This is a genomic window from Microbacterium sp. SORGH_AS_0428 (genome assembly GCF_031453615.1).
Taxonomy (GTDB): domain Bacteria; phylum Actinomycetota; class Actinomycetes; order Actinomycetales; family Microbacteriaceae; genus Microbacterium.
In genome coordinates, this window is record NZ_JAVIZT010000001.1 from 2,439,207 (window position 1) to 2,461,080 (window position 21,874).

The following is a 21,874-nucleotide window of genomic DNA, read 5'->3' on the forward strand; positions in this document are numbered from 1 at the left end:
CCGCCGGAAACAGTTGGCCGCTAGAGTTCGGCCATGATCCCGTTCGAGAACCTCGTCGCCTTCGTCGTGACGTCGGTGGTGATCATCGTGATCCCCGGGCCCAGTGTGCTGTTCGTCATCGGGCGCTCGATCGCGCTCGGGCGTCGGGCGGGCGTTCTCAGCGTCGTCGGGAACGCCCTCGGCACGGTGCCCGCGGTCGTGGCGGTCGCCTTCGGCGTCGGCGCGATCGTCGCCGCATCCGTCGTCGCGTTCACGATCATCAAGATCGCCGGTGCCGCGTACCTCGTCTGGCTCGGGATCCAGGCGATCCGCCACCGCCGCGCCCGCGTGGACGGTATCGACCGCGCCCCGGTCTCGACCTTCACGCTCCTGCGCCAGGGGTTCGTCGTGGGGCTCACCAACCCCAAGACGATCGCGTTCTTCGTGGCGGTCCTGCCGCAGTTCGTCGACCCGGCGGCCGGGGCCGTATGGCTGCAGCTGCTGCTGCTGGGGCTCATCTTCCAGACGCTCGCGCTCGTGTGCGACAGCGGGTGGGCGCTCGCCGCGGGGACGGCGCGTGCCTGGTTCGCCCGTTCACCGCGCCGTATCTCCACACTCGCCGGCGCCGGGGGCGTCATGATGATCGGCCTCGGCGGAGTGATGGCCGTCAGCGGCTCGAAGAGCTGAACCGCGCTCACTACTCGTTCTCGAGCACCATTCCGAGCGAGGTCGCACAGGCGTCGCCGCGCCATGCCTCGACGCCCTCTCGGACGGCGAACGCGGCGATCGTGAGGCCCGCGACCGCGTCGGCCCACCACCCATCCGAACGCACTGTTGAGAACGAGCCCGAGCAGCACCGCGGCGGAGAGGTACGTGCACAGCAGCGTCTGGGTCGAGTCGGCGACGGCGGTGGCGGAGCCCGCTTCCCGACCGGCGCGTCGCTCGGCGAGCGAGAGGAACGGCATGATTACGACGCTGAGCGCCGTGAGGATGATGCCGATGAGGGAGTGCTCCGCTTCGACGCGCGTCGTCAGTGCCCACGCCGACGAGGCGGCGACGTACGCCGCGAGCGCGAAGAAGGCGACGGCGATCACCCGCAGTGTGCCGCGCTCCCAGCGCTCCGGGTCTCGGCGGGTGAACTGCCAGGCGACCGCCGCCGCCGAGAGCACCTCGATCGTCGAGTCCAGGCCGAACGCCACGAGCGCCGCCGAGGAGGCTGCGGCACCGGCGGCGAGTGCGACGGCCGCTTCGACGACGTTGTAGGCGATCGTCGCCGTCACGATCCAGCGGATGCGGCGCCGGAGCACACGGAGGCGTCCGCTGCTGGGCGGGGCCGTCGTGCTCATGCGCAGGTGCAGCTCTCGCCCGCGCAACAGCCGGGTTCGACATAGAGGACGACCTTGAGCATCTCGTCCAGCGCGGGGGTCAGGTGGCTGTCGGCGAGGCGGTACCAGGTGCGACGCCCCTCAGGGATCGCTTCGACCAGGCCGCATCCACGGAGACATGCGAGCTGGTTGGACATCACCTGGCGCGAGACGCCGAGGGCGTCGGCCAGGTCGGACGGGTACGCCGGGGCCTCGCGCAGGGCCAAGAGGACGCCTGCCCGCGTCGGGTCCGAGAGGGCGTGTCCGAGCCGTGCCAGCGCGGCGGTGTGCGTCGCGGTGGCACGGTTGAGCACGGAGGTCATGGAAGGGATAGTACACGCATTCGTGAACTATAGAGAAGGAGGGGCGCGATCAGGCCCGAGCGGTGAGCCATTCGTCGAGGATGCGCCGGAACTCGTCCGGCTTCTCCACCCAGGGGTAGTGCCCGCAGCCGCGGATCATGACGAGCTCGGCCCCCAACGCCGCGGCGTATTCCTCGACGGGTCGCCGACCGGTGAGCAGGTCGAGGTCCCCGCCGACGACGAGCGTGGGTGGCAGCGACGCGTCGCGGATGAGATCGAGGGCGTCGGCGGGGATGTCTCGGAACCAGGCCTCGGCCGCTGCGAGGTTCATGCGTCCGATGCCGGCGTGGGCCTGCTCTGTCGCCGTCCACCGTGCATACGTGGCAGGGGCCTGCCGGCGGAACACCTCCTCGAACGCGTCCTGCGTCTCGGGCTCGTCGGTCAGGATCGATGCGTAACCCGCGATCCCCTCGGCGTCCTCTCGCATCGCGGCGATGTCGTCGCCGTCGTGCGCGGTGCCGGTCAGCCAGGTCGCGGGCGGCGTCACGAGGGCCAGGGAGCGGACACGGTCGGGGAAACGCGTCGCGACCGCGAGCGAGAGGCGCGTGCCTGCGGAGTGGCCGATGATGTCGGCCGCGTCGAGGCCGAGCGCGTCGATCGCCGCGACGACGTCTTCGGCATCGGTCCACCAGCCGCGCGAGACGCCGCCGGATGCGGGCGTGCCTCGTGGGTGGAGCACGACGAGGGGATGCTGTTCGCCGAGGTCCGCGAGGTCGGTGAGGTATTCCGGCGGGCGGCACGGTCCGCCCGGGATGACGAGTGCCGGGCGGCCATCGGCGGTCCCGAGCGGGGTGAGGGCAACGGGCAGAGAGGCGGGGCGGAGATCCACCCGGTCAGTTTCCCAGCTGCCATGCATCTCATCGCATACGACCTGGGGTTGAATCGATGAGGGCGAGGCTGCTCGCCGCGAACGCCGGCGACACCCGCTCATCCGACCTCATCCGAGACGAGAGAAGTCCATCGTGACCTACGGTTCGATCACCACCTTCCCGCAGGCCGCGGACGTCGCCGCCGAGGCCGCCCGCGACGCGGTTCGCACGCTGGGCGCTGCGATCGAGGCGAACGGCAGCGCCGTGTGGGTACTCGCCGGCGGAAGCTCGCCGATGGCGGCCTACGCGATCCTCGCAGCCCAGGATGCGGACGCGATCGACTGGTCGAAGGTCACCGTCTTGATCGGTGACGAGCGCTCGGTGCCGATCAGCGACCCGCAGTCGAACTGGGGCACGATCGCTCCCGCGCTCCTGGATCAGCCCGGCTTCGACACCATGGTGCAGCTGCGTCCCGACACGGACGTCGACGAGCACGAATCCGCTCGTCGCTACGCTGCGGCGATCGCTGCGCTGCCCAAGACGGATGCGGGTGCTCCGCGCCTCGATCTGGTCTGGCTCGGCGTCGGCGAAGACGGTCACACGCTGTCGCTGTTCCCCGGGCACCCCGACTTCCGACCGGTCGACGAGCTCGTGATCCCGGTCCACGACTCGCCCAAGCCGCCGCCCACACGCATCACGCTCACGCTGAAGGCGCTGGACGGCGCGCAGCATGTGGTCGTCTTCGCGACGGGCGCTGGCAAGAAGGATGCGCTGGCGGAGGCGCTCACCGATGGCGCGCTGCCCATCGCGGTCGTCGCGGCTCACGTCACCGCCGCCGGAGGGTCCGTGCAGTGGCTGTTCGACGAGGCAGCGGCCAGCTGAGCCGCACGCTGCGCACGGGAGGAATGGACATGACCGCGGACACGATCTCCGGCTCGCCGCTGGAGTCCCGCCCCTGGATCGCTTCCTACGCAGAGGGAGTGCCCGCCGAGATCGAACCCGTCACCGAGACGCTCGTCGACCTCCTCGACGCGTCCGTCTCGCGTTACGGCGACCGCGTCGCGCTGGAGTTCTTCGGCGCCGAGACGACGTACGCCGATGTGGGCGAACAGGTCTCCCGCGCCGCGAACGCCCTGCGCAAGCTGGGTGTGCAGGCCGGCGACCGGGTCGCGCTCATCCTGCCGAACTGCCCCCAGCACATCGTCGCGTTCTACGCGGCTCTGCGCATCGGGGCGATCGTCGTCGAGCACAACCCGCTCTACACGCCGCGTGAGCTGCGCCACCAGTTCGAGGTGCACGGCGCGGTGGTCGCGATCGTCTGGGACAAGGTCGCCGACACCGTCGCCGAGTTCCCCGAGGACGTCGCGCCCTCGGCCATCGTGTCGGTGCGGATGCCGGATGCGCTGCCCTTCGGCAAGCGCCTGGCGCTGCGGCTTCCGGTGGCCAAGGCTCGCGAGACGCGTGAGGCGATGACGACCCGCCCCCGCGCCCGCGGCCTGCTCGAATGGTCCGATTTCGTGCGCGTGCGCAAGCTCCCGCGCAAGTGGCCGAAGCCGCGTCTGGACGACACCGCGCTGCTGCAGCTGACCAGCGGTACGACGGGCACGCCCAAGGCGGCGATCCTCTCGCACCGCAACCTCCGCTCCAACGCCGCGCAGGGGCGCGCGTGGGTCCCGGGGCTCACCGAGGGTGGCGAGGTGTTCTACGCCGTGCTGCCGTTGTTCCACGCGTACGGGCTCACCCTCTGCCTCACCTTCGCGATCTCGCTGGGTGCGCGCGTCGTGCTCTTCCCGAAGTTCGACGTGGATGCGGTCGTCGCCGCCTCCGCGAAATCGAGGCCGACGTTCCTGCCCGCCGTGCCGCCGATCTACGATGCGCTCTCGCGGGCGAGCACCCGCAAGGGTGTCGATCTCTCCAGCATCCGCTTCGCCATCTCCGGAGCGACCAGCCTGCCGGTGCCGACGGTGACGCGCTGGGAGGAGGCGACCGGCGGACTGCTCGTGGAGGGCTACGGGATGACCGAGACCTCTCCGGTCGCCCTGGGCAATCCGATCGGGCCGTCGCGGCGCCCCGGCACGGTGGGTGTGCCCTTCCCGAGCACCGAGATCCGGGTCGTCGACCCCGACGATCCGCGCGTCGACCGGCCGGTCGGGGAGGCGGGGGAGCTGCTCATCCGCGGCCCGCAGGTGTTCCAGGGCTACTGGCAGCAGCCCGACGAGACGGCGGCAGTGCTGCTTCCCGGAGGCTGGCTGCGCACCGGCGACATCGTGACGGTCAGCGAGGACGGCTTCGTCACCGTCATCGACCGGGTGAAGGAACTCATCATCACCGGTGGCTTCAACGTCAGCCCGACCGAGGTCGAGCAGGTGCTGCTGCTGCACCCGGATGTGGCAGAGGCGGCCGTCGTCGGCATCCCGCGCCCTTCCGGTGGAGAGGATGTGGTGGCCGCGATCGTCACCCGCGAGGGCGCGGTCTTCGACGCGTCCGCGCTGCGGGACTTCGCGCGCACGCACATCACCTCGTACAAGGTGCCCAAGCGGATCGTGGAGGTGGAGGATCTGCCGCGGTCGCAGATCGGCAAGGTTCTGCGCCGGGTCGTCCGCGAGCGCCTGTCGGCCCGCTGAGTCAGCCGCGCGAGAGGGTCACCAGGCCGCGGCGCGAGGTGGTCTTCTCGAGCCCTTCCGTCTCGGCGAGGCGAAGGGTTCGCCCCGGGAGCGGGGGAAGCTCGGAGGCGAGGCCGTCCGCCTGCTTCGCGATGCCCACCAGCAGCGCCAGATCGATCCCCGGTGCGGTGACCTCGAGCCGCGCGTAGTCGCTGCTCATGCCCCATCGCAGCCGCTCGATCTGGTTCAGGCGCAGCGCGTGCGTCGTCTCGCCTGCGGTGATCCACATCCGGTCGCGCGATACGCGCACGGCAGCGTCGACCGAGCGCCTGCGCAGCAGCGCGGTGACGATGAGATACGCGGGCAAGCCGAAGAGCGCCCCGAGCGCGAGGATCAGCATGCGGGGTCCGAGTCGCTCGACGATGGTGCTGAACATGATGAGCGCCGTCGTGACGATCGCTCCCGTCGCGACGATTGTGGCGACCATCCACAAGGTGAGCTCCCGCATCCGCATCGGGATCGCTCGGAAGCGAACGACGACGGCATCGCCGTCGTTCTCCCACGCCAGCGGCGCCCGCACCCGGGGCTTGCCCGGCAGGAGGTTGATCACCCGGTTGAGCAGCGTGATCCACACCCAGCCGGCCGCGGGCGGCAGTGCGAAGAGGACTCCCGTGTAGATCGCGCGCGGCGCGCCGGGTGTCAGCAGCTGCGGAACGACCTCGATCGACGCATACAGCGCCGGTACGAGCGCGACCGCCGCGAGCAGATGGACGATCGCGCCGGTCGGATGCGGCATGCGCACCGTGAGGCTCACGAACCACATCCCGCACAGCGCACCCGCGATGATCGACATCAGGTACGAGAAGAACCCGCCGTCCGTGAGGTATCCGGGCAGCGCCGCCAGCGTGCAGGCGGCCGCCCAGACCAGCGGATTCAGGGCGATCCTCCGCAGCAGAGGCGGCTTCTTCGCCGTCTCGGCGGGGTGGTTCACCCGCCGATTCTATGAGGTCGCCGACATGCTCCAGAGGGGGTCTGTGAGAACTAGCACTCTCGATAGGAGAGTGCTAATCTGTGATTGTTGAGTCAAGGGGGCTCAACTTAGGGACTACGGGTCGGATCCCGCATCCGATCCCGCTCGAGAGGAGACGACTATGGCTGCATACGACTCGCTCCGTGACCTGGAGCGCATGGCGAACACGTTCTTCGACACCGCGCGGCGCGGGCCTCGGCAGATGCCGATGGACCTCTACCGTGACGGCGACCACTACGTCCTGACCGCCGACCTGCCGGGCATCGACCCCGGATCGGTCGACGTCGACATCGACGGTCAGCTACTCACCATCCGCGCCGAGCGCACGCTGTCGGCCGGTGACGGAGTCACCTGGATCACGCGTGAGCGGACGTCGGGCACGTTCCTGCGTCAGCTGAGCCTCGGGCAGGGGCTCGACACCGAGAAGATCTCGGCGAGCTACCGCAACGGCGTACTGAGCGTCACGATCCCCGTCAGCGAGAAGGCCAAGCCGCGCAAGGTCGAGATCGCCACGGGTGACGACGCCCCCGCGCTGCAGGTTTCGGAGTCGCAGAGCTGACGCACCGCGGACAGCAGTAAGGGCCGGTCGGAGAGGCTTCCGACCGGCCCTTGTCCCTTTGCACCAAGAGTGTCCTGCAATCACATGTCGGTAGCTGCCACAGCAAAACAACTACCGTGCGAGCACTCTATAACGGTGCGATAACGGAGGGGAAGAGGTTTCCGTTACCTTTTCGTGATTCTTTGCCGACGCATAGCCGACTACCGGGTCAGCTCTCGCGGACGGGCGTGATCAGCACCCCGCCGAAGCGCGCCTCGGAGTACTCCCACTCACGTCCGTCGACCCACACCCGCGCCGAGGCGCACGGGAGGGACTCGTGCTCGCCGTCCGGCCAGTGCAGGACGAAGCCGCCGCCGAAGGAGGCGTTCGATCCGGTGACGCGGGCGCCGTCCGCATCCACGGCGCGAGCCTCGCACTCGCCGCAGAGATACTCGGGGTACCGGTCCGACTGCGCGACTTCGGCGCCGCAGTTGGGGCAGGGTTGCGTGCCGCGGGAACCGGGGAGGAAAGCACTCATGGCACGAGTGTAGGTCGGGAGCTCACGCCGCCGGCGGGAGCCACATCGTCAGGCGCACGGCGTCGTCCGGCAGGTGGAGGATCTCGTAGCTCCGCTCGACGACGATGCCGTCCCGCCCCCGGATGCGGGTGGTCGCGCCCCGGCGCCGCTCGACGATGTGCCCGCCCCACCACGCGGCGAACTGCGGACTCTTCGCCCCGAGCTCGCGTACGAGATCGTCCAGTCGAGGATCGTCGAGGCGGTCGACGTTCGCCGCGCGGAGGTGGGCGACGGCGCCGCGGGCGAGCTCCTCCCAGTCGAGGAACGTCTCGCGGGCGCGCGGGTCGGTCAGCAGGTAGCGGCACGTGTTTCGCTGCGCCGGCGGAAGCTCGGCGAGCCCGGCGTACAGCGACATGCCCTCCTCGTTCGCCGCGACGATCGTGCTGAGCCGGTCGAGCACGTACGCGGGCTGCGGGCGGACGGCTGCGACGAGCGCCGACATCCGCGGGACGAGATCCGCGTCGAAGGTCGGCTCCGCCGGAGCGGGGTCGACGTCGCGAAGCCGCGCGAGGTGTCGCGCCGCATCCTGCGACAACGCGAGCGCGTGGGCGAGGGCGGTGATCACGGCGTCGCTCGGGTGGGATTCGCGCCCCTGCTCGAGCCGGATGTAGTAGTCGACGCTGATCCCGGCGCGGGTCGCGACCTCTTCCCGACGCAGGCCCGGGGTGCGTCGGGCGCCGGGGGAGCCGTGCCCGGGCGCGAGCGCGCTGTCCTGACGGCGAGCGCGGAGGAAGTCGCCGAGTTCGTTCGCGATGACCGGCTCCTCTCGGCTGGGTGGGTGGACCGCTCCTATGAACAGTACGGTCTTCCGCCGGGGCGGCTCGAAGTCCGAACGTGGAGGCATGTCCACCTATACCCACGGTCACCACGAATCAGTCCTGCGATCGCACCGCTGGCGTACCGCCGAGAACTCCGCCGCCTACCTCCTGCCGTTCCTCGGACCCGACGACCGGCTGCTGGATGTGGGCGCGGGCCCCGGCACGATCACGGTCGATCTCGCGGACCGCGTGGCCCACGTGACCGCCACCGAGATCGGCGAGGACGAGGCTGCGCTGACCCGTGCGACCGTCCGAGAGCGGGGAGCCGGGAACGTCGACGTGCGGATCGCAGACGTGCACGCTCTGCCCTTCGACGACGACTCGTTCGACGTGACGCACGCCCATCAGGTGCTGCAGCACATCGCGGATCCGGCGCAGGCGCTGCGGGAGCTCGCGCGGGTCACCCGGCCCGGCGGAATCATCGCGGTGCGCGACGCCGACTTCTCCGGGTTCGCGTGGTGGCCGCAGCTGCCCCAACTGGAGCGCTGGCTGGAGTTGTATCAGGCGGCGGCGCGTGCCAACGGCGGCGAGCCGGATGCCGGCCGACGCCTCCTCTCCTGGGCGCGGGCGGCAGGACTCACCGACATCAGCGCGTCGTCGAGCACGTGGTGCTACGCGCGCGCCGACGAGCGGATGTGGTGGGGCGATCTGTGGGCGGACCGCATCCGCCAGTCCGCTCTGGCGCGTCAGCTGGAGAGCGGCCCCGACACCGACGCCGACGAGCTCGACCGGATCGCCGCCGGGTGGCGTGAGTGGGCCGCATCCGATGACGGCTGGTTCTCGCTCCTGCACGGCGAGATCATCTGCCGCGTGTCCTGACGGGATCCGACGGGGTACGGTGGCACTTCCGACCCATCGATGCCGGAGGGCGACATGAGCTCAGCCCAGCGTGGTCGCCCGCGTCCTCCGCAGGCGTTGAATCTCGTTCTCGCGTACCTCGCCTTCGTGCCCTTGGCGATCATCTGGGCGTCGTTCTCGTGGATCATGCTGACCACGAGCGGAGCGAGCAGCATGGCCGCGCTCATGCCGATGGCGGCGTTCCTGTTCACCTCGTGGCTCTGGGTGCTGCTGGCGATCATCGCTCTGGCGCGCTCCGCGCGATACGGGGGCAACGCGCATGCCCTCGTGGTCTCGCTCGCGGCGCTCCTGCTCGCCGTGCTCGGACTCTTCTTCATGCTGCCTCGCTAGCAACGAGGACTAGGCTTTCGCGAGCTACGGCGAAGGAGGCCTCATGGCGGGCAAGACGATCGTGATCACCGGCGCGAGCGACGGCATCGGACGGGAGGCTGCGCGGGTGCTGCACGCGCAGGGGCACACCGTCATCCCCGTCGGGCGCAATCGGGAGCGCACGGCGCAGATCGCCCGGGAGATGGGTGCGCGAGTGCACCTCGCGGACTTCGCCGATCTCGCGAGCGTCCGGGAACTGGCCGACGATCTGCTCGCGCAGTACGACCGCATCGACGTGCTCGCCAACAACGCCGGTGGCATCTTCGGCAAGGTGCGTGAGAGCACGATCGACGGACACGAGATGACCTTCCAGGTGAACTACCTCGCGCCGTTCCTGCTCACGCAGCTGCTCATGGAGCGGCTCATCGCCTCGACGGCCACGATCATCAACACCTCCAGCGTGGGCGCACGACTGTTCGGTCAGCTGGATATCGACGACCTCGACAACGAGCGCTCCTTCAGCGCCACGCGCGCCTACGGCACCGCCAAGCTCGAGCAGATCCTCCACGTGAAGGAGCTCGATCGTCGCTACCGCGCGCAGGGCATCGGCGCCGTGGCGTTCCACCCGGGCAACATCGCCACGAGCTTCTCGAACGCGCCCAGCTCACCGATGCGCCTGATCTACCAGACGCCCCTCAAGAAGCTCTTCCTCACGAGCATCCCGAAGGGTGCCGACACCCTCGTGTACCTCGCGGAGGGCGCTCCGGGCCGCGACTACGCGACGGGCGAGTACTACGTGAAACGCAGGCCTGCGCGCACTCATGCGCAGGCGGCCGATCCCGCTCTGGCCCGTGAGCTCTGGGAGCGCAGCGAGCGCATGCTCGCGCTCTGAGGCGGAAAGCTCAGAGCGCGATCGTTGCGAGCAACGTCTCGAGAATGCGGCGCTGGCCCACGAGAGTCGGGTGCACTCCGTCGGGCAGTAGCTTGTCGACGGGATCGTCCGCGAGAGTGGAGTGCACATCGACCACGACGCCTCCGTGACTGCGCACCGCATCCGCGATCTCAGCGACGTCCTCTTCGCGCCAGGTGATGAGTTCTTCGCGGAACGGCTCCCACGCGTCCGCATCCGCTCCGGCGACGGGCGGCGGAGTCAGACAGATGTGCTGGGCGGCGAGTTCTTCGTCGACCAAGCGGGCGAGCAGGTCGAGGTTGCGGCGCGTCTCCTGGATCGACTGCATCCGCACCTGCGTGCGCCCGTGGCGCCGTGCGTCGTTCGTTCCGAGCAGCTGGATGACCCAGGAGGGGCGTTCCGCGCTCAGGCGATCGATGCGCGCGATGGCCTCCTGCGTCGTGTTGCCGGTGATCCCGGCGTTCACGACTTCGATGTCGTCGTGGGGACGATGCGTGTCGAGATAGGACTGCAGGTGCGATGCCCATGACAGCGAATCGTCGGTGATCGAGTCGCCCAGGGCGAGAATGCGCTCGCCCGGACGGAAGGGTAGGTGTGCGGCGAACCCGGGCTCGATCTGTGAGGCCGATACTGCGACGGCCGCGGCGAACTCGGCGTGATAGCGCGCCAGTTGTCCCGGTGTGACGCCGGCCAGCTGTGCGGCGAAGATCGAGGCGGCGGCGTCGTCGACTCTCGCACGCTGCACGAACGCCTGCTTGTGCGGATGGACGAACCGCGCTGCGAGTCGCCGGGGATCCGCCACCTCGTCGTGTGCGGCGTCGGTGCCGGCGTGTGCGGGGACATTCATGGTCGGTTTCTCCTTTCTGACGGACGGATGCCGGTCGCGTTCAGGCGGAGCGGACGGCGAAGCGGCGCTTGCGACGCAGGTGATCGACGGCGACGGCGGTGACGAGGATCACCCCGGTCGCGACGTTCTGCCACTGCGGGTTGGTGTTGGTCAGCGCGAGCGAGTTGTTGATGACGGCGAACAGCAGGGCGCCCAACGCCGTTCCGGGGATCGTGCCGACTCCTCCGAAAAGGCTCGTCCCGCCGATGATGACGGCGGCCAGCACCTGGAACGCGAAGCCCGTTCCGCCTGCACCCGGATCCGCCGTGGCGACGCGCGACGCGAGGAGCACGCCGCACAGCCCCGCGACGACCGCGCTGATCACGTAGAGGGAGATGTTCATGCGGGAGGCGCGGATGCCGTTGGCCCGCGCCGCGGCTGCGCTGCCTCCGAACGCACGAATGTTGTATCCGAACACCGTGTGCTGCAGAACGACGTGTGCCGCCACGCCGATTCCCAGCGCGTAGAAGACCAGAAGCGGGACGCCGAAGAGGTTGAGCTGCGCGAGGTCGGTGAAGCCCGTGGGAAACCCGAACCGGGGCACGCCGCCGGTGACGACGATCACGATGCCGCTCGCGGCGAAGAGCATACCGAGTGTCGCGATGAAGGGCGGAACGCCCACCCACGTGATGAGGGCGGCGTTCACGAAGCCGAGGACGGCGCAGATGAGCAGCGCGAGCAGGATGGCGAGTGGCCATGGCACGCCGACGTTCATCGCGATGCCGGCGGATACGCCGCCGACGGCGAAGAGCGAACCGATCGACAGATCGAGCCCGCCTCCGACGAGGACGAGGGTCGCGGCGCTGGCGCCGATGAAGTACAGCGCGCTCGAGCGCAGGATCTCGACGATGTTCGCGGGTGCCAGGGCCTGTGGGTTGGCCGCCTGGGCGATGAGGATGAGCGCCACGATGATGACGATGATCCCCAGTTGCTGGGCGCCTGCCACGCGGCGGACGATGTTCTTCACGAACGGACTCGCTCTCTGGGGTGGGGCGGGGCCCGGCCAGCCGACCGGGCCCCGGGTCGGTCACTTCGCGGGAAGGTTGCTGAGGTCGTAGAACGTGCTCGTGGTGGGGATGAATGCGGGAACCGTCTCGCCCTCGGACAGGCTCTTGACCGCTTCGACGGACTTTGTGCCCGCCTCGCACCAGCCCTGCTCGCCGACGCCGAGCAGGGTGCCGTCCTCGATCGAGGCGCGATGGTCGTCGGTGAGGTCGTTCGCGACAACGTTGACCTTGCCCGTGAGTCCACGCTCCTTCACAGCGGTGATCGCCGCGGCGACCGACGTGCCCTCGATGGGGAACAGCGCGGTGATGTCGGGATGCGCGGTGAGCATGTTGCTGAACAGCTCGGGAGCCTTCGTCGGGTCGCCGTTGGTGTAGTCGCTCGCGACCACCGTCATCCCGGGGAAGTGCTCCTTGGCGTACTCCGTGAAGCCCTCGATCTCCTGCACGTGCGGCGTGGTGCTCGCCGAGCCCGACAGGATGCCTACCTGGGCGTTGGGATCGGTCTTGCCGAGGCCTTCGGCGATCAGTGCGCCCAGTTCCTTAGCATCGGTGCCCACCTGCGTCTGCTGCCCCGTGCTCGGGTCTCCTGCGTTCTGGGCGACGACGTAGATGCCCGCATCCCGCGCCTGCTTGATGACGGGGGTGAAGAGTTCGGGGATGGTCGGGAACACGACGAGCGCGTCGGTGCCGTTCGCGATGGCCTGTGATATCAGGTCGATCGCGCCCTGATTGTCGACGGCGCTGCCGGAGGTGCCGACCTCGACCGCCTTCCACCCGTTCTTCTCGGCGGCCTCCTGGAAGCACCGGCCCACATCGTCGAACGCGGGGTAGAAGGGGGCGGGGTTCACGTATGTGATGGTCTTGACCTCGCGCAGGGTTGCTGAGGCGTCGGGGCTGGCAGCGATCGAACCGCCGGAGAGAGCCCCGCAGCCGCTGAGAGCGAGGGTGAGAGTGGCGGCAGCAGCCGCCGTGGCGGCGATGCGCCGCGTCGTGATGAAGGACATGTCGGTGACCTCGTTGTCGGGTGGGTGGATGGGTGGGTGGGGGAGCGAGCCTTCGGGCAGCTCAGCCGAGGTGCGCCTCGGTACGTCGGGTGTCACCGGGCACGGCGCCGGTGATGAGGCCGATGATCTCGTCGCGGGTCGTCTCGGCGCGCCGGCGGACACCGGCGACACCGCCCAGACGCATCACCTGGATCCGGTCGGCCAGTTCGAAGACGAGCGACATGTCGTGGCTGACGATGATGACGGTGTTGCCGCGCTCCCGGAGGGTGCGGATCATGTCGGCGGCCTGCGCCGTCTCGCGCACGCCCAGGGCTGCGGTCGGTTCGTCGAGCAGGACGATGTGACCGCCGGTGCGCATCGCGCGCGCGATCGCGACGATCTGGCGCTGGCCGCCCGAGAGCATGCCAATCTCGGTGCGGACCGAGGCGACGGAGACCCCCAGCTCGTCCAGGAATGACCGGGTCTCGCGTTCCATCGCCTTGCGTCGGACGAAGGGCCCGCGTCGGGGGTACTGGCCGATGAACATGTTGGTTGCGACATCCAGGACCTCGACGAGAGCGAGGTCCTGGAATACGGTCGCGACGCCGGCGGCTCGTGCGGCGGCCGGGTTCGTGAAGACCTGTTCGCGCCCGTCGACGCGCAGCATTCCCTCGTCGGGGCGATAGATGCCGCTGATCGTGCGGATGAGGCTCGACTTGCCGGCCCCGTTGTCGCCGACGACGGCGAGAATCTCGCCCGCGTAGGCCTCGAGGTCCACCTCGCGCAGCGCCGATACGTGGCCGAATCGCTTCGTGATCCCGACGAGTTCCAGGGACGGATCGTGCGCGGTCATGGCTGCCTCTCGAGCGCGGGCGGCGCCGTCGATGCACATCGGCGTGCCACCGGATGGTTTTACCGGAGTGCGGTCAGTAAATACTTCGGCAGCAGAATATGTCAAGCAAAATCTGGGGAGAAAAATGGTCATGAACTTCGCGAGGCGAAGAAAATCCTCGCCCTGGCGTGGGCGGGGAGGTATGGTGTGCGGACATGAACACGTTTGGGGACGTCGCTGGCGAGGATGCCGCGAGTACGAGGCGACGCGTGCTGGCCGCCGTCCGCGACGACGGGCCGATCAGCCGCGCCGACCTCGCTCGCGCGACAGGCCTGGCCGCATCCACCATCACGGCCGTGACGAAGGCACTGGTCGCCGAGGGAGTCCTGCATGAGTCCGGAGACGGCGGCGAGGGCGGTCGGATCCGTACGGGGCCCCGCAGCCGAGGCCTTGTCATCGCCCCGCGCCTGGCCTCGGTCGCCGGCGTCGATTTCGGCTTTCGGACGGTCCGCGTGGCGATCTGCGACCTCGACGCGCAAGTGCTGGCGCTGCGCGAGAGCAGACTGACCGAGCGGTACTCGAGTGACGAGGGGCTGTCGGCGGCGGCCCGACTCTACGCCGAAGCGCTGGAGGAGGCAGGACTGCCGCCGAACGACATCGTCACGATCGGCGTGGCGCTTCCGGGTCCGATCGACTCGGTGGCGCAACGGATCATCGGCTCCTCTGTGCTGCCGGGATGGTCGGACACCACGGTCGAGACCATTTCCCAGGCCTTCGGTGCTCCGACGGTGATCGAGAACGACGCCAATCTCGCCGCTCTCGGCGAGCACACCTTCGGCGCCGGTCGTGATGTGCAGGACTCGCTCACAGTGAAGTTCCACAGCGGCGTCGGCGCCGGGCTCATCATCCAGGACCGACTCGTCACCGGCGCAGGGTCGGGCGAGATCGGCCACTTCACGGTGTCGGCACAGGGCAGTATCTGCCGCTGTGGGAAGCGCGGCTGTCTCGACACGTTCGCGGCGATCCCCGCGCTGCTCGACGCGATGCCAGCCGAGGGCGCCGCGGATGTACGGACGCTCCTCGCGCTCGTCGCAGACGGAGACGCGCGGGCGCGTCGTGTGGTCTCCGACGCCGCCGACCTCGTCGGAGACGCGGCCTCCCGCGCCTGCCTGCTGTTCGCGCCACAGCGCGTGATCATCGTCGGTGCGATGGCCCAGGCGGGCGATGCGGTGATCGACCCGCTGGCGCGCGCTCTGCGCCGCGGCTTGATCCCTGACGCCGAGGCCGGACCCGCGGTCGTGCGCGGGGAACTGGCGGAACGGTCGACGCTCATGGGAGCGATCGCCCTCGCCCTCGCGTCGTCGGGATGGCTGCCGCTGTCCGGCTGAACGTCCTCAGCGCGCGTCCAGCGCCTCGGCCCAGGCATCCGCGTGCTCTCGTACGTAACGGGATGCGGCAAGCCAGTGATCGCCGTGACCCGACAGGAACATGGATCCCCAGGGTTCACGGCCCTCGGCGTGCGACGACCGCAGAAGCTCGTGCATCGCCTGAGCACGCGTGGCCATCGCCGCGGGCAAGGCCGCGCGCAGACCGGTGTCCGCGCCGTAGCCGTCCGCGAATGCGGCCAGATCGGCCGCGGCATCGGCGGGTGAACGCGACGGATCGTTGAGCGTGAACGCCTGTGCGGCGTAGGCGAGATCCCACAGTCGAGTGCTGGGAGCCGCTGCATCCCAGTCGATGAAGACCCACCTCTCGCCCGTCACGAGATTCCACGGCGCGAGGTCGTTGTGGCAGATCAACTCGGCCCCCGGTGCCGGGATCGCCGAGTCCCACACCGCATCCGCCGGCAGCGCGAATCCCGCGCTCGCCTCATGGATCGCCCGCACCATGGCACCCACACGATGAAGCTCCGACGGCGTCAGAGCTTCGCCCGCCAGCGGGCCGGGGACGAACTCCCACACCTGACGGCCCCGCTCGTCGCGGCCGAGAGGAGCAGGAGCGTCGACACCCGCTTCGCGCAGCGCCGCGACATACGCGTGCACGTGCGGGGAAGCCGGCGTCCAGGGCTTGCGGACCGTTTCGCCCGCGCGGAAGACGGCGCCCGCCGAGTTCCCGCCCGAGAGGGATCGCTCGTCGTGCATCCTTCGAGGCTATCGCCTGGATGCGGCTCCCCCCGGAGCAGTGGGCGATTCGCCGCCGCGCACCTCGTGGTGCCAGGTGTCGCCCTGCCGCGCGTACATGATGCGCGTATGGCGGCGGTCGGGAGAGCCCTGCCAGAACTCGACGTGCCTGGGCGCGAGCCACCAGAGCATCCAGTCCTCGGGCGTCCGGCCGGCACGCGCAGACTCCGGGCGAGCCTCGAAATCCGCCGCGATCTCGGCGGCGGTGGCGGACTGCATCCCGCCGCGCAGCCGCACGGCGCGGACGATCGGCTGCCACCAGAAGCTGAGCGCTGCCACCGGGTGCGCCGCGAGCTGCTCGGCCTTCGCGGACGACCGAGGTCCCGCGACCGCCCACCCGCGCGGACCGGCGTCCTTGAGGATGAGCGCGCGGGCGTCGGGGAGCCCGTCCTCGTCGACGGTCGAGAGCGTCGCCACATGCGGCTCGGCGACGCCGGCGGCCGCCGCACCGCGCAGCCACTGTTCGAAAAGCACGTGAGGCTCTTCGGGAAGACTCGCCGTGTCGAGACCGGGCGCCGCCCCGGCGAGTGACGGCTGCGCGCGCAGCCACGAGGCGAAGGAAGAAGACGTCACACCCCCATCATCGCCCCGCGCTCGCCGAGTGAGCACGCCTAGTGCGGGTGAGCACCCGATCGGATGCTCACCCGCACAAGGATGCGCTCTCGCGCCTAGCCGTTGTCGCGGAGGGTCACATCGCCTGCGGAGACGCGGACCTTGACGGGGATGCTGGGGCCGCTGCCGGCGGAGAGCCGGTTGTCGACGCCGCCCGCCTCAAGGTTGGAGCGGACGTCGTAGTTGCCGCGCGGCACAGTGACATCCGCGGATCCGGCGCTGACGCCGATGTCGATGCTGCGGGGGGCGTCGCCGGTCAACTCGGCCGTGAGATCGCCCGCCGAGAGCTCGAACTCGGCCTCGGTGACACCGGACAGGCGGATGTCGGAGCTTCCGGCGCTCATGGAGGTGTCGATCGTTCGGGCCTCGCCGGAGACGATGAGGCTGCCGGCGGAGAGGTGCGTGTCCAGATCGCCGAACGTGCCCGTGGCGCGAAGCTCTCCTGCGGAGAGGGTGAGCGACGCATCGACGCCCTCGAGCGAACGCGGGAGCGTCAGGAGCACCCGCGGCTGCTGGCCGATCCAGCCGATGCCGAAGAACCCATCGGGAGCGGTGACCTTCAGCTCGTCACCGTCACGCTCCATCCGCCATGCGGACCGGCCGGAGGTGACTTCGAGTCGTGCGTCGTCGACATCGTCGAACCGCAGCTCGAACAGCGCCGCGCTCGCATCCACATCGACCTCGGTGACGCCGGCGGTCGAGACGGTGAGGTTCTGCGAGGAGGTGGGCAGCGAGGACGTGACGGCATTGGCGGCGCCCGAGACCACGGTCCCGCCGAGGATCACGGCGCCGATCACGATCGCGGTGATCGCGACCGCTCTGCCGCCCGGGTGCCGGGGCGGCGTCGCCGGGCTCGAGGGGGCCGCTCCGCTGGGAGTCGCGGGGGGAGGGGTGAGCGTTGTCATCGTGCTGCTCCTGTCTGAGGTGTCTGAGGGCCGGCGTCGCCGGCGCCGTGCTCGACGTGAGCGAGCGCGGCGAGGACACGGCGGTTGCCCGACTCTCCGGGCTCGAGTTCGAGCTTCTGGAAGATGGCGGTGATGTGCTTCTCGACGGAGGCCTCCGAGAGGAAGAGCGTCGTTGCGATCGACTGGTTCGACCGCCCCTCGGCGATGAGAGCGAGGACCGTCGACTCGCGTTCGGTGAGCCGCCGCATCCGTTCGTCGCGCGTGCGACGGTTCAGCAGCTGCGCGATCACCTCGGGATCGAGCACGGTCGCTCCGCCGCCGATGCGGCGCACCGTGTCGAGGAAGTCGGCGACATCCGCGACGCGATCCTTCAGCAGATAGCCGAGCGCTCCGCCGTTCGCGGCGATCAGCTCGCTCGCGTACCGCTCTTCGACGTACTGCGAGAGCACGAGCACCGGCAGCTGCGGGTGCGCCGCGCGCAGGCGCAGCGCCGCTCGGATGCCCTCGTCGGTGTACGTCGGGGGGAGGCGCACGTCGAGGATGCACAGCTCCGGGTCGGTGGTGACCACGCTCTCATCCAGCTCGCTCGCATCCGGGAGGGCTGCGACCACGTCGTGTCCGGCGTCCGCCAGCAGTCGGACGAGTCCTTCGCGCAGGAGGACGGAGTCCTCGCAGATCAGGATGCGCACGGCACACTCACCTCCAGAGCGGTCGGCCCGCCTTGCGGGCTGTCGAGGGCGGACGTCGCCGCCGGCGGCGAGGATGCGGTTCGAGATCCCGTCGAGGCCGCCGCCGGGCAGGACTCGCGCTCCGCCGATGCCGTTGTCCTCGATGCGGGCCCAGAGGGTGCCGCCGTCGCGGACGCGCACGACCACGCGGCACTCGGCGGCGCGCGAGTGCTTCGCCGCGTTCGTGAGCGATTCGGCGATCGCGAAGTACACCGCCGTCTCGGCCTCTCGGGAGCATCGGCCGTCTACGCGTACGTCCAGCGCCACCGGCACGTGCGAGCGGGCGGCGAGGGCGGAAAGAGCCGCATCCAGTCCACGGTCGTCGAGGACGGAGGCGTGGATGCCGCGGGCCAGCTGACGCAGCTCGGTGATCGCGGCCTTCGTGGAGGTGTGCGCCTCCTCGAGCAGCGCCTTGGCGGCCGCGGGGTCGTCGTCGATCTTCTGCTGGGCGAGTCCCAGGGTCATGCCCACCGAGACGAGACGCGGTTGGACACCGTCGTGGAGGTCTCGTTCGATGCGGGTGCGTTCGACGTCGGCGGCGCGGATGGCTCCGGCCCGCTGCGCGTCTGAGGTGCGTGCCGCCTGCGCCAGCATCGCTGCGCGGGAGCGGCCGAGGATGGCGCGGCTGATCACGCCGTGCAGCAGTCCGAGGCCGATCGTCGCCGCGATCGCAGCCAGCGCGGTGGCGATGCCCACCACGGGTGCCCAGCCGGCGGGGATCATGCCCACCCCGACCCACACCTCGTCCACTCCGGAGAGGGGCGCGAAGGCGACGCCGATGGCGCCGGTGGCGATCGAGACGAGGCTGATGACCGTGACGCCCATGACGGTGGCGATCGCCGTGTTGGCCAGCGCCCGCCACATCGAGGGATCGATGAACTGGTGCCAGAGCGAGACCAGATAGCCGCCGAAGCCCGGTCGGAGCCGAGGGCTGAAGCTCGGCGCGGGAAGGCCGAGTCCGTACAGCCCGTCGACCCGCGCGATCTCCAGCCACCCGACCGCGTACATGACGTAGACGAGCCCGACGAGCACGACCAGACCCACGCCGAGGGCGGGCACGAGACCGAGTCCGGTGCCGAGCAGGCCGAACAGGGTGCTCAGGATGAAGGGGCCGATGAGGCCGAGCGCGGCGAGCTGGGCGATCGCCCCGGCGGTCTGCGCCGGGGCGAAGCGCCTCGCGCGTCGCGCGGTGGGAGCTGCGGAAGTCATGTCTCCAAAGTAGGGGCGCGCGGGGCGGGCCACATCGGAGCAATCCCGACGACCGGGTTCGGGAAAACCCGAACCCTCGCGCATGTCGGCGCCCGGCGTCATGATGGACCCACCATCCAGCGAAGCGGAGCCCGCCATGCTCGAAAGCCCCGACACGGCCGAGCACGCCCGCACCTCACGCATGCGCAGCTTCTACCAGGTGCTGGCCAACACGCTCGTCGCCAATGTGACCACCAGCTACCTCTGGTTCGCGCTCACGTTCTGGGCGTATCTCGAGACGCGCAACGTGCTTGCCACATCGATCATCGGCGGCAGCTACATGCTGCTGGTGGCCGTGTTCGGCGTCGTCTTCGGGGCGATCGTCGACCACATGAAGAAGAAGGCCGTGATGGTGCTCTCCAGCCTCATCACCCTGGCCGCCTATCTGCTCGCGGGCGCCCTCTTCCTCGCGCTCCCCGCATCCGCTCTCATCGACTGGGGAGGCCCGTGGTTCTGGCTGTTCGCGGGGGTGATCCTGATCGGCGGAGTCGTGGAGAACCTCCGCAACATCGCGTTGTCGACGACGGTCACCCTCCTCGTCCCCGCGGAGCGTCGCGACCGTGCGAATGGGCTCGTGGGTACCGTGCAGGGCGTCGCGTTCATGGTCACGAGCGTGTTCTCGGGGCTGTCGGTGGGTCTGCTGGGGATGGGGCCGACCGTCTTCATCGCGATCGTCGCGACCGCCGTCGCCTTCACCCATCTGCTGTTCGTGCCGATCCCCGAACGGGGCGTCGCGCACGATCTCGACGCCCCGCCGCGGCGCCTCACGTTCCGCGGGGTGCTTCCCGCCATTCGCTCGGTGCCAGGGCTCATGCCGCTCCTGCTGTTCACGACCTTCAACAACCTCGTCGGCGGAGTCTTCATGGCCCTCATGGACCCGTACGGGCTCACGCTCTTCAGCGTGGAGATCTGGGGCGTCGTGCTCGGCGTCACCAGCATCGGCTTCATCATCGGTGGCGGTCTCGTCGCCAAGTTCGGCCTCGGCAAGAACCCCGTGCGCACGCTCCTGTGGGTGAACGTCGGCGTCTCGGTGCTGGGACTCACCTTCGCCCTCCGCGAGTGGTGGTGGCTGTACGCGGTGGGGATGTTGGTGTTCATGGCGCTCATGCCCGTGGCCGAGGCGGCCGAGCAGACGATCATCCAGCGGGTGGTGCCGTACGAGACGCAGGGGCGCGTCTTCGGATTCGCCGCGAGCATCGAGTCCGCCGCGGCGCCCGTCTCCGCCTTCCTCATCGGCCCGCTCGCCGAGTTCTGGCTCATCCCCTACATGCGCACCGACGCGGGTCGCGACGGGTGGCGCTGGCTGCTGGGCGACGGCGAAGCGCGCGGGATCGCGCTCGTGTTCGTGGCTGCGAGCCTGGTGATGCTGGTGATCGTCGTCATCGCATTCCTGTCGCCGCAGTACCGGCGTCTCTCGCGCAGTTATGCCGAGACGCCGGCCCCGCTCGCAGGCCAGGCGGCGGCGACCGCCTGAGCGCCATCTCGGCTCCGCCGGATCGGGGAGGATGGAGGGATGAGCGAGCCCGCATCCGACATCCGCCTGGTCGCCGTCGACATGGACGGGACGCTCCTCGACGGCGAGGGCCGGGTCCCGGAGGGGCTGTGGCCGATCCTGGAGCGGATGCGGCGCGCCGGTGCCCTCTTCGCGCCGGCCAGCGGCAGGCAGTACGCGACTCTGCGCCGCGAGTTCGAGGATCACGCCGACGGGATGGTCTTCATCGCCGAGAACGGCACGTATGTCGTGCGCGACGGCGAGGAACTGGCATCCGACACCCTCGACCGTGCCCTCGTCGCCGACGTCCTCGGCCGCGTGCGGGGGATGAGCCACGATGTCGGTGTCGTGCTCTGCGGCAAGCGGTCCGCCTACATCGAGCGCGACGATCACGCGTTCCGAGCCGAGGCGGAGAAGTACTACGCCCTGCTCGAGCGGGTGGGCGACCTTCAGCAGATCGACGACGACATCCTCAAGATCGCCGTCTACGACTTCGGCGATGCAGAGACGGGCGCGGCGCCGGCGCTGTCTGAGATCGCCCGCACGCACCAGGTCGTCGTCTCGGGGGCGCACTGGGTCGACGTCATGAACCGCGGCGTCAACAAGGGCGTCGCGCTCCGGCGGCTCCAAGAGGTGCTGGGCGTCTCGGCAGAGCAGACCGCGGTCTTCGGCGACTACTTGAACGACCTCGAGATGATGGATGCGGCACACCACTCCTACGCGATGGCCAACGCGCATCCGGATGTGGCAGCCCGCGCCCGCCTGCGTGCACCCTCGCACCTGGAGCACGGCGTCGTCCGCGTGCTGGAGGAGCTCTTCCCGGCCTGACGATCGACACGTAGAG

At 69.7% G+C, this 21,874-nt stretch carries 23 protein-coding genes and 2 pseudogenes; 10 read left to right on the forward strand and 15 right to left on the reverse strand.

Going from position 1 to position 21,874, the window contains the following annotated elements; genetic code table 11:
• Positions 1-33: 33 nt before the first annotated feature.
• Positions 34-666 (forward strand): LysE family translocator, encoded by a 633-nt coding sequence (locus QE374_RS11835; protein WP_309735095.1) that lies wholly within the window; start codon positions 34-36, stop codon positions 664-666.
• A gap of 10 nt (positions 667-676) precedes the next feature.
• Here QE374_RS11835 and QE374_RS11840 read toward each other — a convergent pair.
• The 3 genes and pseudogenes from QE374_RS11840 to QE374_RS11850 form a co-directional block, all read right to left on the reverse strand.
• Positions 677-1,325: pseudogene (locus tag QE374_RS11840) on the reverse strand (cation transporter).
• Positions 1,322-1,666, reverse strand: a complete 345-nt coding sequence (locus QE374_RS11845) for a metalloregulator ArsR/SmtB family transcription factor (protein ID WP_309735097.1) — start codon at positions 1,664-1,666, stop codon at positions 1,322-1,324. Before QE374_RS11845 ends, QE374_RS11840 begins: the two are co-directional and overlap by 4 nt.
• Before the next feature lie 49 nt (positions 1,667-1,715).
• Positions 1,716-2,534 (reverse strand): alpha/beta hydrolase, encoded by an 819-nt coding sequence (locus tag QE374_RS11850; protein WP_309735099.1) that lies wholly within the window; start codon positions 2,532-2,534, stop codon positions 1,716-1,718.
• 133 nt (positions 2,535-2,667) lie between these two features.
• Between QE374_RS11850 and pgl the strand changes: the two genes are divergently transcribed.
• Positions 2,668-3,396 (forward strand): 6-phosphogluconolactonase, encoded by a 729-nt coding sequence (gene pgl, locus QE374_RS11855; RefSeq protein WP_309735101.1) that lies wholly within the window; start codon positions 2,668-2,670, stop codon positions 3,394-3,396.
• Between the two features lie 29 nt (positions 3,397-3,425).
• Entirely contained in the window at positions 3,426-5,138 is a 1,713-nt protein-coding gene (locus tag QE374_RS11860; RefSeq protein ID WP_309735103.1) for a long-chain-fatty-acid--CoA ligase, read from the forward strand.
• Between the two features lies 1 nt (position 5,139).
• Here the strand turns inward: QE374_RS11860 and QE374_RS11865 are convergent, their stop codons facing one another.
• The gene (locus tag QE374_RS11865) at positions 5,140-6,108 is read right to left on the reverse strand and encodes a hypothetical protein (protein ID WP_309735105.1); all 969 of its coding nucleotides are present in this window, start codon (positions 6,106-6,108) and stop codon (positions 5,140-5,142) included.
• Between the two features lie 160 nt (positions 6,109-6,268).
• Here QE374_RS11865 and QE374_RS11870 point away from each other — a divergent pair, with 160 nt between their 5' ends.
• Positions 6,269-6,706: an Hsp20/alpha crystallin family protein gene (locus QE374_RS11870; RefSeq protein ID WP_309735107.1), complete on the forward strand. Its 438-nt coding sequence runs from the start codon at positions 6,269-6,271 to the stop codon at positions 6,704-6,706.
• A gap of 208 nt (positions 6,707-6,914) precedes the next feature.
• Here QE374_RS11870 and QE374_RS11875 read toward each other — a convergent pair whose 3' ends face one another.
• Positions 6,915-7,223 carry a hypothetical protein gene (locus QE374_RS11875; RefSeq protein WP_309735109.1) on the reverse strand — a complete coding sequence of 103 codons (309 nt, stop codon included), beginning with the start codon at positions 7,221-7,223 and terminating at the stop codon, positions 6,915-6,917.
• A gap of 22 nt (positions 7,224-7,245) precedes the next feature.
• On the reverse strand, positions 7,246-8,106 hold the full coding sequence (locus QE374_RS11880; protein ID WP_309735111.1) for a helix-turn-helix transcriptional regulator: 861 nt from the start codon (positions 8,104-8,106) through the stop codon (positions 7,246-7,248).
• On the opposite strand from QE374_RS11880, the gene QE374_RS11885 reads away from it, so the two are divergent.
• Genes QE374_RS11885 through QE374_RS11895 form a run of 3 tightly spaced genes read left to right on the forward strand, consistent with a single transcriptional unit; the run spans position 8,105 to position 10,139 of the window.
• Positions 8,105-8,899, forward strand: a complete 795-nt coding sequence (locus QE374_RS11885) for a methyltransferase domain-containing protein (protein WP_309735113.1) — start codon at positions 8,105-8,107, stop codon at positions 8,897-8,899. The genes QE374_RS11880 and QE374_RS11885 overlap by 2 nt on opposite strands.
• Positions 8,900-8,953: 54 nt before the next feature.
• Positions 8,954-9,268 (forward strand): hypothetical protein, encoded by a 315-nt coding sequence (locus tag QE374_RS11890; RefSeq protein ID WP_309735114.1) that lies wholly within the window; start codon positions 8,954-8,956, stop codon positions 9,266-9,268.
• A 43-nt stretch (positions 9,269-9,311) separates the two neighbouring features.
• Positions 9,312-10,139, forward strand: a complete 828-nt coding sequence (locus QE374_RS11895) for an SDR family NAD(P)-dependent oxidoreductase (RefSeq protein WP_309735116.1) — start codon at positions 9,312-9,314, stop codon at positions 10,137-10,139.
• 10 nt (positions 10,140-10,149) lie between these two features.
• Here QE374_RS11895 and QE374_RS11900 read toward each other — a convergent pair whose 3' ends face one another.
• The 4 genes from QE374_RS11900 to QE374_RS11915 all read right to left on the reverse strand — a co-directional run bounded on the left by QE374_RS11900 (position 10,150) and on the right by QE374_RS11915 (position 13,886).
• Positions 10,150-11,004: a GDSL-type esterase/lipase family protein gene (locus QE374_RS11900; protein WP_309735118.1), complete on the reverse strand. Its 855-nt coding sequence runs from the start codon at positions 11,002-11,004 to the stop codon at positions 10,150-10,152.
• A 40-nt stretch (positions 11,005-11,044) separates the two neighbouring features.
• Positions 11,045-12,010 (reverse strand): ABC transporter permease, encoded by a 966-nt coding sequence (locus QE374_RS11905; protein ID WP_309735121.1) that lies wholly within the window; start codon positions 12,008-12,010, stop codon positions 11,045-11,047.
• Positions 12,011-12,070: 60 nt separating this feature from the next.
• The gene (locus QE374_RS11910) at positions 12,071-13,054 is read right to left on the reverse strand and encodes a sugar ABC transporter substrate-binding protein (RefSeq protein WP_309735123.1); all 984 of its coding nucleotides are present in this window, start codon (positions 13,052-13,054) and stop codon (positions 12,071-12,073) included.
• Between the two features lie 61 nt (positions 13,055-13,115).
• Complete coding sequence (locus tag QE374_RS11915) at positions 13,116-13,886, reverse strand: ATP-binding cassette domain-containing protein (RefSeq protein ID WP_309735125.1); 771 nt, start codon at positions 13,884-13,886, stop codon at positions 13,116-13,118.
• 194 nt (positions 13,887-14,080) lie between these two features.
• On the opposite strand from QE374_RS11915, the gene QE374_RS11920 reads away from it, so the two are divergent.
• Entirely contained in the window at positions 14,081-15,253 is a 1,173-nt protein-coding gene (locus QE374_RS11920; RefSeq protein ID WP_309735127.1) for an ROK family transcriptional regulator, read from the forward strand.
• A gap of 6 nt (positions 15,254-15,259) precedes the next feature.
• Here QE374_RS11920 and QE374_RS11925 read toward each other — a convergent pair whose 3' ends face one another.
• From QE374_RS11925 to QE374_RS11945, 5 genes and pseudogenes are all read right to left on the reverse strand, one after another.
• Positions 15,260-16,006 carry a phosphotransferase gene (locus QE374_RS11925; protein WP_309735129.1) on the reverse strand — a complete coding sequence of 249 codons (747 nt, stop codon included), beginning with the start codon at positions 16,004-16,006 and terminating at the stop codon, positions 15,260-15,262.
• A gap of 9 nt (positions 16,007-16,015) precedes the next feature.
• On the reverse strand, positions 16,016-16,618 hold the full coding sequence (locus QE374_RS11930) for a pyridoxamine 5'-phosphate oxidase family protein (RefSeq protein WP_309735131.1): 603 nt from the start codon (positions 16,616-16,618) through the stop codon (positions 16,016-16,018).
• 95 nt (positions 16,619-16,713) lie between these two features.
• Entirely contained in the window at positions 16,714-17,562 is an 849-nt protein-coding gene (locus tag QE374_RS11935; RefSeq protein ID WP_309735133.1) for a hypothetical protein, read from the reverse strand.
• Positions 17,559-18,251, reverse strand: coding sequence for a response regulator transcription factor (locus tag QE374_RS11940; RefSeq protein ID WP_309735135.1), 693 nt, complete (start codon positions 18,249-18,251; stop codon positions 17,559-17,561). Before QE374_RS11940 ends, QE374_RS11935 begins: the two co-directional genes overlap by 4 nt.
• Positions 18,239-19,499 (reverse strand): annotated as a pseudogene (locus QE374_RS11945) (sensor histidine kinase). The gene QE374_RS11940 and the pseudogene QE374_RS11945 overlap by 13 nt, the downstream one beginning before the upstream one ends.
• Positions 19,500-19,635: 136 nt before the next feature.
• Between QE374_RS11945 and QE374_RS11950 the strand changes: the two are divergent.
• Positions 19,636-21,012 carry an MFS transporter gene (locus QE374_RS11950; RefSeq protein ID WP_309735137.1) on the forward strand — a complete coding sequence of 459 codons (1,377 nt, stop codon included), beginning with the start codon at positions 19,636-19,638 and terminating at the stop codon, positions 21,010-21,012.
• 39 nt (positions 21,013-21,051) lie between these two features.
• On the forward strand, positions 21,052-21,858 hold the full coding sequence (locus tag QE374_RS11955) for a Cof-type HAD-IIB family hydrolase (protein ID WP_309735139.1): 807 nt from the start codon (positions 21,052-21,054) through the stop codon (positions 21,856-21,858).
• The last annotated feature ends 16 nt before the right edge of the window (positions 21,859-21,874 follow it).